Genomic DNA, 14,443 nt, shown 5'->3' with positions numbered 1-14,443 from the left:
AGACCGGCGAGAGTCCATTCCCCATCAGGCGCGTAACAAATGAAACAGATTGCGCAGCATACCCGCCGTCGCGCCCCAGATGAAGAAGCGTTCGTACGGCATCGCATAAAAACTGCGCCGGCCGCCGCCGTCGGGCAGCTCGAACGACATCCGCTGATGGTTCATGCCGTCCATCAGGAATTGCAGGGGCACTTCAAAAATGGCGGCCACTTCGTTCGATTCGGCCACCAGGTCGAACGGCGGCGTGACGAGGCCCACCACGGGCGTGACGATGTAGGCGGAGGCGGTGACATGGTCGGGCAGCACGCCCACGATCTCCACGTGGCGGCGCGCGAGGCCGATCTCTTCCTCCGATTCGCGCAGGGCCGTCTCGATGGGCGAGGAATCGCCCTCGTCTGTGCGGCCGCCGGGAAAGCTGACCTGGCCCGCGTGGTTGGTCAGGTGTTCGGTGCGCTGGGTCAACAACACCGTCAGGCCGTCGGGCCGGCGCACGATGGGTATCAGCACGGCCGCGCGCCGCAGCGTCGGGAAGCGCAGGCGCAAGTCCTCGGGCAATTCCGGCGCCCACAGCGGCGGATGGGCGAGGCGTTCGCGCAGCCAGGCGACGTCCATGCGTTCGGCCGCCAGGGCAGGCTCGCCGGCGATCGCGTCGACGGGCAGACGCTTGGGATCGATATGCAGTGTTGCCAAGGCTTTCTCCAAAAAGAAAAGGCATCCAAATGGATGCCTTTTCCTCACCACAGACGCTATTACTTCGCAGCAGTCGTAGCGGCTTTGCGGGTCGGCAGTTTCTCTTTGATACGTGCCGATTTGCCCGAACGCTCGCGCAGGTAGTACAGCTTCGCACGACGCACGTCACCACGACGCTTCACTTCGATCGAAGCGATCAGCGGCGAGTACAGCTGGAACGTACGCTCCACGCCTTCGCCCGACGAGATCTTGCGAACGATGAAGTTCGAGTTCAGGCCGCGGTTACGACGCGAAATCACGACGCCTTCGTATGCCTGGGCGCGCTTGCGGTTGCCTTCGACGACGTTGACGCTGACGATAACGGTATCGCCTGGTGCGAAATCAGGGATGTTGCGGCCGAGGCGCGCAATCTCTTCTTGCTCGAGTTGCTGGATCAGATCCATTTGTAGACTCCTTATACCATCTTGCCGGCGCGTTCGGTGCCCGGTAGAGGATGGGGTTAAACACGGGGGTACCCGATATGGTTACCCGCCTTTATTCCACGACCTTTTTCAAAGTCGCGAGAAACTGCTCGTCGGCCTTCGTCAGCAGACCGGCGCTGCGCGCCTTGTCCAGCAGATCCGGCCGTTTCTTCGCGGTCGCCTCCAGCATACGCTGGCGGCGCCACTTCATGATCTCGGCGTGGTTGCCGCCCATCAGCACGGGCGGCACGGCCTCGCCTTCGTAGACTTCCGGACGCGTGTAATGCGGCGAATCCAGCAGGCCGTTCACAAAACTGTCTTCGACCGCCGATGCATCGTCACCCAGCACACCGGGCAGGTGCCGCACCACGGCATCCATCAGTGCCATCGCCGGCAATTCGCCGCCGGACAGCACGAAATCGCCGAGCGAGATTTCCTCATCGACGACACGGTCCAGCAGGCGCTGGTCGACCGCCTCATAGCGTCCGCACAACACCACGAGGCCGGACTCGTTCTTCAGACCCATCACGCGTTCGTGCGTCAACGGCTTGCCTTGCGGCGACATGAACACGACGCGCGGCGCCGGGAGGCCCATATCGACCTGGCGCTGCTTCGCCGCGCTGATCGTCGCTTCGAGCGGTTTGGCCAGCATCACCATGCCGGGACCGCCGCCATACGGGCGATCGTCCACGGTGCGGTGGCGATCTTGCGTGAAATCGCGCGGATTCCAGATCGCCAGGTTCCACAAACCCTGCTCGTGCGCGCGCCGGGTCACGCCCGACTGCGTCAATGCGGCAAACATTTCGGGAAACAAGCTCACGACGTCAAACTGCATCGGGACCTCGCTTCAGGTGGACGGGATCAATAATCCAGGCCCCAGTCCAGGGTAATCAGCCTGGCTTGCAGGTCGACCGTCTTGACGTACTGGTCCACGAACGGCACCAGCCGCTCCGGCGCCTTGGCATCGGGAGCGGCGCTCGGATCGGACTCGGGCGCGATGCGCAGAATGGACTGCGCACCATTGTGCATCATATCGGTGACCTTGCCGAGCGCTTCGCCCTGCAGGTTGACCGTATCCAAGCCGATCAGGTCGGTCCAGTAATACTCGTCTTCCGGAAGCTCCGGAAAATCCGCCCGCGACACCTGGACCGCGGCACCCTTGAGCGCCTCGGCCATTTCACGGTCGGTGACGTCGGCCAGCGTAGCCGTCACGTCGCCGCTGTGATACTTGGCATTCCGCACTTTGACGGCCTGCAGCGACGGCTTGTCGAGCCACCAGGTCTTGACGTTCAGCAGCGCATCCGCATCCATCGAGTGCGGCGTGACGCGCACGCCGCCACGGAGCCCATAGGCGCCGGCAATGTAGCCAACCTGGATCAGGTCGTCAGGCACTTGCGTCCCGGCTTGCGCCGGGGTCGATGCCGAATGTGTTGCCGAATCGGTCAAACCGTACAACCTTGAATTAGGCTGCAGCCTTTTGCGACGAGATCAGGCGGGCAACGGTCGGCGACAGTTGTGCGCCAACGCCTTGCCAGTACGACAGGCGATCTGCGGTGATGTTCAGGCCGACTTCCTTGCCCGACGCCATCGGGTTGTAGTAACCGATGCGCTCGATGAAACGGCCGTCGCGGCGATTGCGCGAGTCGGTTGCAACGATGTTGTAGAACGGGCGCTTTTTGGCACCACCACGAGCTAAACGAATAACGACCATAATATTTCCAAAAGTGTGCTGGACGGAGAAAGCCGACGATTATAGCGCGCTGCACCGTGCATCAGCAAGCGTTTATATAATGGAACGTCAAAAACCTGCCGCGGGTTCGCGACGGTTTTTGAGGTTCCGTTAAACAACCAAGAACGCTGGGCGCGCAGTCCCGGCCGAATCCAAGATTATCGCCTATTTTGCGATGCTCCGCCACTATACCGCCCTGCCGGCCTCGCGGGCGCCGCCTCGTGCTTAGGCGCGCGACCACGAAAGCGCGTGCGACGCATGCCGTTTTGGACGATACTGTTCGCTTTCCTTTCAACAATAACGCGATGCCGCAGCATAAGAACAAGACTTTCGCCACCGCCCTCGCCTTCCTGCTCGGCGGACTCGGCGCGCACCGTTTCTATCTCAAGGGCGGCGTCGACCGCATCGGCCTGCTGCACGTCTGCAGCGTCCCGGCCGCCGGCCTCGTGTACGGCATCGGACACGCGCCCAATCCGTTCTATGTGCTGCTGCCCCTCATCGTGTCCTGGATCGTCGGGTTCGTCGAAGCGCTCGTCTTCGGTCTCATGCCGGACGAGAAATGGGACGCCCGCTACAACGCCGGCTCCGGGCGCACATCGCATTCGCACTGGTTCGTGATCCTGCTGGTCGTGATTACGATGCTGGTGGGCACGACGGCACTCATCGCCGCCATCTCGCGCCTGTTCGACCTGCTCTACACGGGCGGCGCATACGGCTGACCGCGCGCCGCGCCGGCATCACAATCCGCTCGTATTCCAGTCATACCGGGGCACCTGCGTGGGCGGCGTGCCCGTCACGATCACGATTTCCCGGTGCGCGTCCAGCGTGATGGTGGACGGATCGACCGTGACGCGCGTGACCTTTTCCTTGTCGACGATGTAATAGGTCGGCTTGCCCGGCAGGCCGGCCACCGCCGCCGCGCTTAACGGCTGCCCCCACAACGCGAAGAACTGGCCCAGCGTGAAGACCTTGGGCACGTCCGTCTCGACGTGCATGACGCCGGAGCCGTCGTGCGTGTGCATCTCGTACGCGCACCCGCTGCCGCGGCCGATCGACTCCGGCAATGCGAGCCGCACGCCATCCTGGTAGACCGAGAGTAGCGCGTGGATGTGGTAGTTCTCGTTCTTCGCGCAGCCGACGCCGTCGACGACGGCTGTCCCCGAGTGGCTCCATGCGGGCCAGTGCGGCCGGCTGAAAGTCACCGTGGCTGAAATCTCGGTATAGGTGGGTGCCAGCACGATGTCCGGCGGCGGCGCGGGATCGGTGGGTGGCGGCGGCGCCGGCGTGGGTACCGGCGCCGGCGTCGGGGCCGGCGTTGGCGTGGGGCTCGGGCTCGGCGCCGCCGGCGGATCGGCGGCCGTCGTCGTGGAGGCGGGATCGCCGCCGCCCCCGCAGGCGGCGAGCGCACACAGTACCGCGCAGGCAGCGGTAATCGGTAACACCTTATCCGGCTTCATGGAAAACATGGGCGCTCCTTGGTTGGCCATGCACCGCGAAACACATCCGTGGGTGCGACCGATTGATTCTAGGAGCAGCCACTCCCCATTACGCATGACGGGCATCAAACGCGCGGCGCCGGTCGGCGGCACACAACAAATCGCCGGCCGAACGCCATCGTCGCGGCGCAGCGCCACAAAAAAGCGGCCCGCAGGCCGCTTTCGAAGGGTCCCGTGCGACCGTCAGAACTGGTCGACGTCCAGCGCCAGCACGCCCGCGCTGCCATCCACGATCGCGTGACGCAGGCCATCCGCCTGCGCCAGGATATGGTCGGCGAAGAAGCGCGCGGTGGCGATCTTGGCGCGGTAGAACGCCGCGTCGCCGGCGCCGCCCTCCAGCTTTTGGCGCGCGACCAGTGCCGCGCGCGCCATCTGCCAGCCGCCCAGCACGATGCCGGCCAGCTTCAGGTACAGGACACTGCCCGCGAACACGCCGCGCACGTCGGATTTCGCATTCGCCACGACGTAGTCGACGACGGCTTCCAGCGCCGCGCTGCCGGCCGCCAGCTGCGCGCGGATCGCGGCCAGGTCGGCATCCTGCACCTCGCCCAGCTGCGCCTCGGTCGCACGGACTTGTGCCAGGATGGCCTTCGCCACGGCGCCGCCGTCGCGCACGGTCTTGCGGCCCACGAGGTCGTTGGCCTGGATCGCCGTCGTGCCTTCGTAGATCGTCAGGATCTTGGCGTCGCGGTAGTGCTGGGCGGCGCCCGTTTCTTCGATGAAGCCCATGCCGCCATGCACCTGCACGCCGTCGCGCGCGACGTTCTCGCTCATCTCCGTCGACCAGCCCTTGATCACCGGCACGAGGTATTCGTACGCGGCCAGGTTGGCCTTGCGGGTCGCTTCGTCCGGATGGCTGTGCGCCAGGTCGGACAGGCCGGCGCCGACGTAGGCGAGCGCGCGCGCCGCTTCCGTCTGGGCGCGCATCGACATCAGCATGCGGCGCACGTCCGGGTGCTGGATGATGGCGACAGGACCCGCGGAGCCTTCGACGGCGCGCGACTGGACGCGCTCCTTCGCGAACGCGACGGCCTGCTGGTAGGCGCGTTCGGCGAGGCCGATGCCCTGCATGCCGACGCCGAAGCGGGCCGCGTTCATCATGATGAACATGTATTCGAGGCCGCGGTTTTCTTCGCCGACGAGCGTGCCGATCGCGCCCCCATGGTCGCCGAACTGCAGCACTGCGGTCGGGCTCGCCTTGATGCCCAGTTTGTGCTCGATCGAGACGCAGTGCACGTCATTGCGTTCGCCCAGCGAGCCGTCGTCGCCCACCATGAACTTCGGCACGATGAACAGCGAGATCCCCTTCACGCCCGCGGGCGCATCCGGCGTGCGCGCCAGCACCAGGTGGATGATGTTCTCCGCCATGTCGTGCTCGCCGTAGGTGATGAAGATCTTGGTGCCGAAGATCCTGTACGTGCCGTCGCCCTGCGGCACGGCGCGCGTGCGCACGGCGGCGAGGTCGGAACCGGCCTGCGGCTCCGTCAGGTTCATCGTGCCGGTCCATTTGCCGCTGATCAGCGGCTCGATGAAGCGCGTCTTCTGTTCGTCGGTGCCGGCGGTCAGCAGCGCCTCGATGGCGCCGTCGGTCAGGAGGCCAACGAGGGCGAACGCGATGTTCGCGCTATTCAGCATTTCGATGCATGGCGTGGCGACGAGCTTGGGCAAGCCCTGGCCGCCGAATTCGGCCGGATGCTGCACGCCCTGCCAGCCGGCGTCCGCGAAGCTCCTGAACGCTTCCTTGAAGCCCTTCGACGTCGTGACCTGGCCGTCGTGCCAGTAGCTCGGCTCCTTGTCGCCGGGGTGGTTCAGCGGGGCGACGACGCCGCCGCAGAATTTCGCGTTTTCTTCCAGCACGGCTTCGACGGTGTCGGGCGTCGCATCTTCGCAGCCGGGCAACTGGTTGATCTCGGACAGGTTGGCCAGTTCGTTCATCACGAACAGCATGTCTTTCAGGGGGGCGTTGTAGGTCACCGCGGTCTCCTAGTTTTCTCGTTTACGTAAACGTCAACCGCCGGGCGCAAAAAAGGCGGGAACCCAAATAGTCTGCGCCGCCAGCAATGGCAAGCGCCGGTAGTACGCTACGGACCTGGGTTCCCGCCTGCGCGGGAACGACGTGTTTTTTGCTGGTGGTCATGCGTGCATGCCACCAGCGAGCGGGTCAGCCCAGTTCCTTGACCAGGGCCGGCACGACCTCGAACAGGTCGCCGACGATGCCGTAGTCGGCCACCGAGAAGATCGGCGCTTCAGGATCCTTGTTGATGGCGACGATGGTCTTCGAATCCTTCATGCCGGCCAGGTGCTGGATCGCGCCGGAGATACCGACGGCGATGTACAGCTGCGGCGCGACGATCTTGCCGGTCTGGCCGACCTGCCAGTCGTTCGGCACGTAGCCGGCGTCCACGGCGGCGCGCGACGCGCCCATGGCGGCGCCCAGCCTGTCGGCCAACGGCTCCAGGATCTTGAAGTTGTCGCCCGACCCCATGCCGCGGCCGCCCGAGACGACGACCTTGGCGCCGGTCAGTTCCGGACGGTCCGACTTGGCCACCTCGCGGCCCACGAAGCTCGACTTGCCCGAGTCCGCGACGGCGGCGACGGTCTCGATGGCGGCCGAACCACCTTCGGCGGCGGCGGCGTCGAAGCCGGTGCCGCGCACGGTGATGACCTTCACCTTGTCGGTCGACTGCACGGTGGCGATGGCGTTGCCGGCGTAGATCGGGCGCTCGAACGTATCGGGCGAGTCGACCTTGGTGATTTCCGAGATCTGCGCGACGTCCAGCTTGGCGGCCACGCGCGGCAGCACGTTCTTGCCGTGGGCGCTGGCCGGGGCCAGGATGTGCGAGTAGTTACCGGCGACGGCCAGGACCTGCTCGGCGACGTTCTCGGCGAGGCCGTCGGCGAACTGCGGCGCGTCGGCGACGAGCACTTTCGACACACCGGCAACCTTGGCGGCCGCTTCCGCGACGGCGCCGCAATTGCTGCCGGCGACGAGGATGTGGACGTCGCCGCCGCATTGTGCGGCCGCGGTGACGGTGTTCAGGGTGACAGCCTTCAGGTGGGCGTTGTCGTGTTCAGCAATGACGAGTGCGACCATGGTTATTCCTTAATTAGATGACTTTGGCTTCGGTGCGCAGCTTCGCAACCAGGGTCGCCACATCGGGCACTTTGACGCCGGCCGAACGCTTGGCCGGCTCGGCGACCTTGACGATCTTCAGGCGCGGCGTGACGTCGACGCCCAGGTCTTCCGGCTTGACGGTCGTCAGCGGCTTTTTCTTGGCCTTCATGATGTTCGGCAGCGTGACGTAGCGCGGCTCGTTCAGGCGCAGGTCGGTGGTGATGATCGCCGGCAGCGTCAACTGCACGGTTTCCAGGCCGCCGTCCACTTCGCGGGTCACGGTGACCTTGTCGTCTTCCAGCACGACCTTCGAGGCGAACGTCGCCTGCGGCCAGCCCAGCAGCGCGGCCAGCATCTGGCCGGTCTGGTTCGAATCGTCGTCGATCGCCTGCTTGCCCAGGATGATCAGTTGCGGCTGCTCTTCGACGGCCAGCGCCTTCAACACCTTGGCCACACCCAGCGGCTCGATCTCGGCACCGGTCTCGACCAGCACGCCGCGGTCGGCGCCGATCGCCATCGCGGTACGCAGGGTTTCCTGGGCCTGGGCCACGCCGCAGGTCACGGCGACGATCTCGGTGACCTTGCCGGCTTCCTTCAGGCGCGTGGCTTCTTCCACCGCGATCTCGTCGAACGGGTTCATCGACATTTTGACGTTGGCGATATCGACGCCACTGCCGTCGGACTTGACGCGGACCTTGACGTTGTAGTCAACCACGCGTTTGACGGGTACCAGGACTTTCATAGTGTGCCTTTGAAAAATGGGTGAAAGACTAAAAATGATCCGAATTATAAAAGCAAATGTCGTTCAGGTCAGAATTAAAGCACGATCGTGCGTTTTTCAGTTAGAGGAATCACCCTAATCGTGTTTCATTGTGTTATCGGATTCTCGGAGAAAAACGGCGGGAGCGCCGAATGGTTGTGTGCTGCCCCGCTCACGCTGACGGGGTGGCCTGCCCGGCGGGCCGGGTGGTTCGCGATGCGGGTAAGCGGTTACTTACGGCGGAGCCAGAACGTGAACTCGCCATTGATGTTCGTATGCGCCAGCAACGTGTTGCCGGTCTGCTTGGCGAACGCCTGGAAGTCGCGTACCGAACCGGTGTCGGTGGCGACGATGCGCAGCACGTCGCCGCTGGCGAGTTCGGCGAGGGCCTTCTTCGCCTTGAGGATCGGCAGCGGGCAATTCAAGCCACGCGCATCCAGGTCCTTCTGGACCTCGATGGTGCCGGTGTCGATTATGGTTTCGCTCATCGATTGCCTGCTAGTTGGTAGGGCATGGACCCGATAGTACTCCAATTACCCCATTATGACGCGCCGCACCAAAATTTGGTACCTATGTTGCGATGTAACAACGTCAATTACTTGACAGACGAGAATAGATGAGGCGGCAGCGACCGGATGAGAGGATGTAGGGTGATCGGCTTCGCCGACCACGCGCTCAACTGCAGCGATGTTGGTCCAGGTCAAATCATGAGCTGATTTGAACGCGTGGGCGGAATCCGCCCACGCTACCCGCCACGCATGCGCCGCCGGTTACAACAGTAACGCTGCATGACGCGAACATTCGCGTGGGCATGTGATTGATGCCATCGGCAGCAATCACCCCACCAGCGACGTCAAGCGGACACGCGCTCGCCGACCCAGCCGGCCACGCCGGCCAGCGCCTGCGGCAACCCCGCCGGGTCCGTACCTCCCGCCTGGGCCATGTCCGGACGCCCGCCGCCCTTGCCGCCGACCTGCTTGGCGACGAAGTTGACGAGATCGCCCGCCTTGACCTTGCCCGTGGCGTCGGCGGTGACGCCGGCGATCAGGCTGACCTTGCCCTCCAGCACAGACGCCAGCACGATGGCGGCCGTCCCGAGCTTGTCCTTGAGCTTGTCCATCGTTTCGCGCAGGCCGGCGACGTCGGCGCCTTCCATGGTTGCGGCCAGCACCTTGATGCCGTTCACGTCGATGGCTTTCGTCAGCAGCTCGTCGCCCTGGCCTGCCGCCAGTTTCGATTTCAGCGCCGCGATTTCCTTCTCCAGCGACTTGACCTGGTCCTGCACCTGGCCGATGCGGACCGGCAGTTCGTCCGGGCTCGTCTTCAGCACGCCGGCGGCTTCGTTCAGCTTGCGGTTGATCGATTGCACGAGAGCCAGTGCGCCCTCGCCCGTCACGGCTTCCACGCGACGGATGCCGGCGGCGACGCCCGATTCGGACACGATCTTGAACAGGCCGATGTCGCCCGTGCGGGTGACGTGCACGCCACCGCACAGCTCTTTCGACGAGCCGATGTCCAGCACGCGCACCGTGTCGCCGTATTTCTCGCCAAACAGGGCCATGGCGCCATGCTTGATCGCGTCATCCATCGACATGTGGTGCGCCACGGTCGCATGGTTCTGCAGGATCTCGGCATTGACGATCTGCTCGACCTTCGTGATTTCCTCGGCGGTCAGCGGGGCATTGTGGCTGAAGTCGAAGCGGGTCTTGTCCGGATCGACCAGCGAGCCCTTCTGCTGCACGTGGCCGCCCAGCACTTCGCGCAGCGCCTTGTGCATCAGGTGCGTCGCCGAGTGGTTGCGGATGGTGCGGGCGCGCTTGACTTCATCGACTTGCGCGTCGACCGCGTCGCCGACTTTCAGCGAGCCCGACTGCAGCACGCCGTGGTGGCCGAACACGTCCGCCTGGATCTTCAGCGTGTCTTCCACGTCGAACACGCCGCCCGGCGATTTCAGCAGGCCCTTGTCGCCCACCTGGCCACCGGATTCGGCGTAGAACGGGGTCGTGTCGAGCACGACGATGCCGTCCTGGCCGGCCCTCAATTCCTGCACCGGGGCGCCGGCCGTGTACAGCGCGACGACGCGGCTGTTGTGCACGAGCGCTTCGTAGCCGACGAAGGTCGTCTTTGCGCCCGAGTACTCGACGTTGGCGGCCATCTTGAACTTGCCGGCGGCGCGGGCGGTTTTCTTCTGCTGCTCCATGGCGGCATTAAAACCTGCCTCGTCCAGCTTGATGTTGCGCTCGCGGCAGATGTCCGCGGTCAGGTCCAGCGGGAAGCCGTAGGTGTCGTACAGGGTGAAGGCGGTGGCGCCGTCCAGGTTCTGCGGGTCCTTCGCGAGCTGCGCTTCCAGGATCTTCATGCCGTGCTCGAGGGTCTCGCCGAAGCGCTCTTCCTCTGCCTTCAGCACCTGCATCACGCGCTCTTTCGCCTCGTGCAGTTCCGGGTACGCCGCGCCCATCTCGATGTCCAGGTCGCCGACGAGCTTGTAGAAGAACGGCTTCGTCTGCCCCAGTTTGTGGCCGTGGCGCAGCGCGCGGCGGATGATGCGGCGCAAAACGTAGCCGTGGCCTTCGCTGCTCGGGATGATGCCGTCGACGATCATGAAGCTGGCCGCGCGGATATGGTCGGCGATCACTTTCAGCGAGTTGTTCGCGAGGTCGGTCGCGCCGGTTTCGCGGGCGGCGGCCTTGATCAGGTTCTGGAACAGGTCGATCTCGTAGTTCGAGTGCACGTGCTGCAGCACGGCGGCCAGGCGCTCCAGGCCCATGCCGGTGTCGATCGACGGCTTCGGCAGCGGGGTCAGCACGCCGGCCTCGTCGCGGTTGAACTGCATGAACACGAGGTTCCAGATCTCGATGAATCGGTCGCCGTCTTCTTCCTTTGAGCCCGGAGGGCCGCCCCAGATGTCCGCGCCGTGGTCGTAGAAGATTTCCGTGCACGGGCCGCATGGGCCGGTATCTGCCATCTGCCAGAAATTGTCCGATGCGTAGCGCGCGCCCTTGTTGTCGCCGATGCGGATAATCCGCTCCGTCGGCACGCCGATCTCGTTCGCCCAGATGCCGTAGGCTTCGTCGTCTTCGAAGTAGACGGTGATGGTCAGCTTTTCTGCCGGCAGGCTATACACCTTGGTCAGCAGTTCCCAGGCAAAGTGGATGGCGTCGCGCTTGAAATAGTCGCCGAAGCTGAAATTGCCCAGCATTTCGAAGAACGTGTGGTGGCGCGCGGTATAGCCGACGTTTTCCAGGTCGTTGTGCTTGCCGCCGGCGCGCACGCAGCGCTGCACGGTGGTGGCGCGCTTGTACGGACGCGTATCCAGGCCCAGGAACACGTCCTTGAACTGCACCATGCCGCTGTTGGTCAACAACATCGTCGGGTCGTTGCCCGGCACGAGCGGGCTGGAGCGGACGATCGTGTGGCCTTTGGACTCAAAGAACTTGAGAAACTTTTCGCGAATTTCGGTGGATTTCATGTCGTAGGGGCGGATTTAGGCAGCTTGCTATATAAAGAAAATCGATTATAGCGTAGCTAATGGCCCTGAATAGTTTTCGCAAGGTTGGCTGTTGCAGGATCGATAACGACTGCACGCCGCGGATATGCGTCGTGGGCTCGGGGAGCCCACCCTACGCCACGAAGGGCATTTGTTGGGGTGCGCACCCACCAGACGCCCATCAGCATTCGTAGGGTGCCCCGTCCCCACGCGACGCCGATCAGCGCAGCAGCGCCAGCACCGCCCGCGGCTCCCCATTGGCCTGCGTGAGCATGGCCGACGCCGCCTGCTGCAGGATCTGGACGCGCGTCAGCCGGACCGTGTCGCCGGCATAATCGACGTCCTGGATGCGCCCGCGCGCCGCTTCCAGGTTCATCGATGCCGTCTGGTTATTGCTGGCCACGACGTCCATGCGGTTGCTGTAGGCGCCCACCTGCACGCGCTGGTCGCTGACGAAGGCGAGCGCGTCGTCGATGTGCAGCAGCGCCACCGCCGTGTTGTGCATGTCCAGGTCGCCGAGCCCCAGCGCGCTCGCGTTCACGGCCGCGAACTGCATGTCGATCAGGTCGCTGGCGTCGGCCCCCGCCTGGATCTGCACGCGACGCATGGACGGCGCAGCGGTGCCGATGTCCGGATACTCGACCTTGAAGTTGCGCAGCGGCCGGTCCGGCGTGCCGAAGCCGGCCTCGGCGACGACGCCCTGCGCGTCGCGCGACGGTCCGCCGTCCGCGTCGAGGCCGCCGATGGCGCCCGTGTCGGCATTCGTCAGGTTCATCGTGTCCGTGATGAAGCCGGCGCCGTGCGCGGAAAAGTCCGCCATGAAATCGCTCGTATCCTGGTACTGCCCGCCGGTGACGGCCTTAAGGGCAGTGTCCAGGTCGGCCGTGCGGTGGGCGCTCAGGTAGGTCATCAGGCCCTTCATGCCGCCGTCGACGCCCATGCTTTTCAACCTGTCGTGCAGGTAGCGCGACGCGACGTAGCCGCCTTCATAGGTAAAGCCACCGCCCGCGATCGTCCCGACGATGTCGTCCGCCGTCTGGCCGCCGGCCAGCGCGCCGGCAACGCGCTCGTCCGCGCCCTGGATCAGCTCGGCCGTGCCTTCCGTGAACCATTGCGGGAAATTGAAACTGGTCGAGCGCAGCATGATCGCGTGCACCATCTCGTGCGCAATGACGCGGTCATCGTACAGCGGCCCCGAGCCGCCGTCCGGCGTCGTGATGTTGCTGAAATCGGCCATGTCGATGTTCAGCGTGACGTCGCTGTCCGCCGCCGTCGAGCCCGAGACGGACGCGAGCACACCGCCCTGCCCGTCCGTCGTGTCGAGGTTGATCTTGAGCGTCGCGCCGTCGGCTTGCAAGCCATAGTACTGCTGGACCATGTCTTCGGCGGAGCTCAGCCAGCCGGCCCTGAGGCTGTCCAGCACCGCACGTTTGTTCTTGTCCTCATGCGCGTTCCCGTTGTCCTGAGAAAAGATCGTCTGGCCATTGAACGTGGCGCCATTGCCAGTCTGCGTGATGTGACTGAGGATCTGGTCCGCTTCGGCCTGCAGGGTGTTGCGGTCGCGGTCCGTGTACGACCCGTTGCCGGACGCCACGGCCAGTTCGCGCAGGCGCTGCAGGCTGTCGGTGATGGTCGACAAGGTGCTGTCCGCCACCTGCAGCATCGACGTGGCGTCGTTGATGCTGCGCATGGCCTGGCTCATCCCGGTCAGCTGCGACGTCATGCGTGACGCCAGCGCCTGGCCGGCCGGATCGTCCGAGGCGCCGCCGATACGTGCGCCCGAACTCAGGCGCGCGATGAGGCGGTTCGCGTCGTTCGTATGGTCGGCGAGCTTGCGCTGGGCGTTCAGTGACAGTGAATTGTTGTTGATCGATAGAGACATAAGGGCCGTGACCGGTAGCCGAATGTCATTAACGACAAGACGTTACAATTCTTGAGAGAACGATCCGGTTTAATTGAAAGCAGGACCGATGAGGTCGATCCGGTCCGTGCACAGCCCATCGACGCCCCAGCCGAACAGCGCGCGCGCACGGGCCGGCGTATTGACGGTGTAGCAGAACAGGCCCAAACCGGCCCCCTTCACCGCGGCGGCCTGGGCGGCCGTCAGCCGCCTGTGGTCGGTGTGGATGGCGACCACGTCCAGCGCCCGCGCACGGCGCTCCCAGTCGCGCGGGAGCGACGCCGTCAGCCACCCACGCGGCACGGCCGGCGCAGCGTGCCGGGCCGCCTCCAGCGCCGCCTCGCTGAACGAGGACAGCAGCGGCGCCCGCTCCACACGGCCGGCGGCGAGTTCGTCGGCGAACAGGGCCGCCGCCATACGCGCGACCACGGTGCCGGTCTGCGCGTCGTGGCCGGGCACGGGCTTGATCTCGATGTTCATCCACACGCCGTGCGCCTTGCAATACTGCGCGAACTCGGCGAACAGCGGCACCGGCTCGCCCGCGAATTCGGGTGCGAACCAGGCGCCCGCATCGCGCGCGGCGAGGTCGAGCGCGTCGATCGCCGCCACCGAGCCCGACCCGGCCACCGTGCGGCCCAGTTCGGGATCGTGCAGCACGACGGGGACGCCGTCCTGCGCCAGCATGACGTCGAATTCGATGGCGCGGAAACCCGCTTCCATGCCGCGGCGCAGGCCGGCCAGCGTGTTTTCGGGCGCCAGCGTGCCGCCGCCGCGGTGCGCCAGGATCTTCGGGTAAGGCCACATG

General features: G+C 64.9%; 14 protein-coding genes. 1 reads left to right on the top strand and 13 read right to left on the bottom strand.

Features of this window, described 5'->3' with window-relative positions; translation table 11 throughout:
* Positions 1-24: 24 nt before the first annotated feature.
* The 5 genes from U9J41_RS24255 to rpsP form a co-directional block, all read right to left on the bottom strand.
* A complete protein-coding gene (locus U9J41_RS24255; RefSeq protein WP_322404710.1) occupies positions 25-690 on the bottom strand; it encodes a CoA pyrophosphatase in 666 nt (221 codons plus the stop codon).
* A gap of 59 nt (positions 691-749) precedes the next feature.
* Positions 750-1,133, bottom strand: coding sequence for a 50S ribosomal protein L19 (rplS, locus tag U9J41_RS24250; RefSeq protein ID WP_322404709.1), 384 nt, complete (start codon positions 1,131-1,133; stop codon positions 750-752).
* Positions 1,134-1,224: 91 nt separating this feature from the next.
* Positions 1,225-1,986 carry a tRNA (guanosine(37)-N1)-methyltransferase TrmD gene (trmD, locus tag U9J41_RS24245; protein ID WP_322404708.1) on the bottom strand — a complete coding sequence of 254 codons (762 nt, stop codon included), beginning with the start codon at positions 1,984-1,986 and terminating at the stop codon, positions 1,225-1,227.
* 26 nt (positions 1,987-2,012) lie between these two features.
* Positions 2,013-2,543 carry a ribosome maturation factor RimM gene (gene rimM, locus U9J41_RS24240; RefSeq protein WP_322404707.1) on the bottom strand — a complete coding sequence of 177 codons (531 nt, stop codon included), beginning with the start codon at positions 2,541-2,543 and terminating at the stop codon, positions 2,013-2,015.
* 70 nt (positions 2,544-2,613) lie between these two features.
* On the bottom strand, positions 2,614-2,862 hold the full coding sequence (gene rpsP, locus U9J41_RS24235) for a 30S ribosomal protein S16 (RefSeq protein WP_056440640.1): 249 nt from the start codon (positions 2,860-2,862) through the stop codon (positions 2,614-2,616).
* A 323-nt stretch (positions 2,863-3,185) separates the two neighbouring features.
* Between rpsP and U9J41_RS24230 the strand changes: the two genes are divergently transcribed.
* Positions 3,186-3,599 (top strand): TM2 domain-containing protein, encoded by a 414-nt coding sequence (locus U9J41_RS24230; protein WP_322404706.1) that lies wholly within the window; start codon positions 3,186-3,188, stop codon positions 3,597-3,599.
* An 18-nt stretch (positions 3,600-3,617) separates the two neighbouring features.
* On the opposite strand, the gene U9J41_RS24225 is transcribed toward U9J41_RS24230, so the two are convergent.
* The 8 genes from U9J41_RS24225 to ugpQ form a co-directional block, all read right to left on the bottom strand.
* Positions 3,618-4,346 carry a hypothetical protein gene (locus U9J41_RS24225; protein WP_322404705.1) on the bottom strand — a complete coding sequence of 243 codons (729 nt, stop codon included), beginning with the start codon at positions 4,344-4,346 and terminating at the stop codon, positions 3,618-3,620.
* A gap of 213 nt (positions 4,347-4,559) precedes the next feature.
* Positions 4,560-6,350, bottom strand: a complete 1,791-nt coding sequence (locus tag U9J41_RS24220; RefSeq protein ID WP_322404704.1) for an acyl-CoA dehydrogenase — start codon at positions 6,348-6,350, stop codon at positions 4,560-4,562.
* A gap of 187 nt (positions 6,351-6,537) precedes the next feature.
* Positions 6,538-7,470 carry an electron transfer flavoprotein subunit alpha/FixB family protein gene (locus tag U9J41_RS24215; RefSeq protein WP_322404703.1) on the bottom strand — a complete coding sequence of 311 codons (933 nt, stop codon included), beginning with the start codon at positions 7,468-7,470 and terminating at the stop codon, positions 6,538-6,540.
* A gap of 13 nt (positions 7,471-7,483) precedes the next feature.
* A complete protein-coding gene (locus U9J41_RS24210) occupies positions 7,484-8,233 on the bottom strand; it encodes an electron transfer flavoprotein subunit beta/FixA family protein (RefSeq protein WP_322404702.1) in 750 nt (249 codons plus the stop codon).
* Between the two features lie 248 nt (positions 8,234-8,481).
* Positions 8,482-8,739, bottom strand: a complete 258-nt coding sequence (locus tag U9J41_RS24205) for a sulfurtransferase TusA family protein (RefSeq protein ID WP_322404701.1) — start codon at positions 8,737-8,739, stop codon at positions 8,482-8,484.
* 365 nt (positions 8,740-9,104) lie between these two features.
* Complete coding sequence (gene alaS, locus U9J41_RS24200) at positions 9,105-11,720, bottom strand: alanine--tRNA ligase (protein WP_322404700.1); 2,616 nt, start codon at positions 11,718-11,720, stop codon at positions 9,105-9,107.
* Between the two features lie 238 nt (positions 11,721-11,958).
* On the bottom strand, positions 11,959-13,620 hold the full coding sequence (locus tag U9J41_RS24195) for a flagellinolysin (RefSeq protein ID WP_322404699.1): 1,662 nt from the start codon (positions 13,618-13,620) through the stop codon (positions 11,959-11,961).
* Between the two features lie 69 nt (positions 13,621-13,689).
* Positions 13,690-14,442: a glycerophosphodiester phosphodiesterase gene (gene ugpQ / locus U9J41_RS24190; RefSeq protein ID WP_322404698.1), complete on the bottom strand. Its 753-nt coding sequence runs from the start codon at positions 14,440-14,442 to the stop codon at positions 13,690-13,692.
* Position 14,443 lies beyond the last annotated feature (1 nt).

Source organism: Massilia luteola (genome assembly GCF_034420155.1).
In the GTDB taxonomy this organism is placed as follows: Bacteria; Pseudomonadota; Gammaproteobacteria; order Burkholderiales; family Burkholderiaceae_D; genus Telluria; species Telluria luteola.
This window is presented reverse-complemented; position numbering and strand designations above follow the sequence as displayed.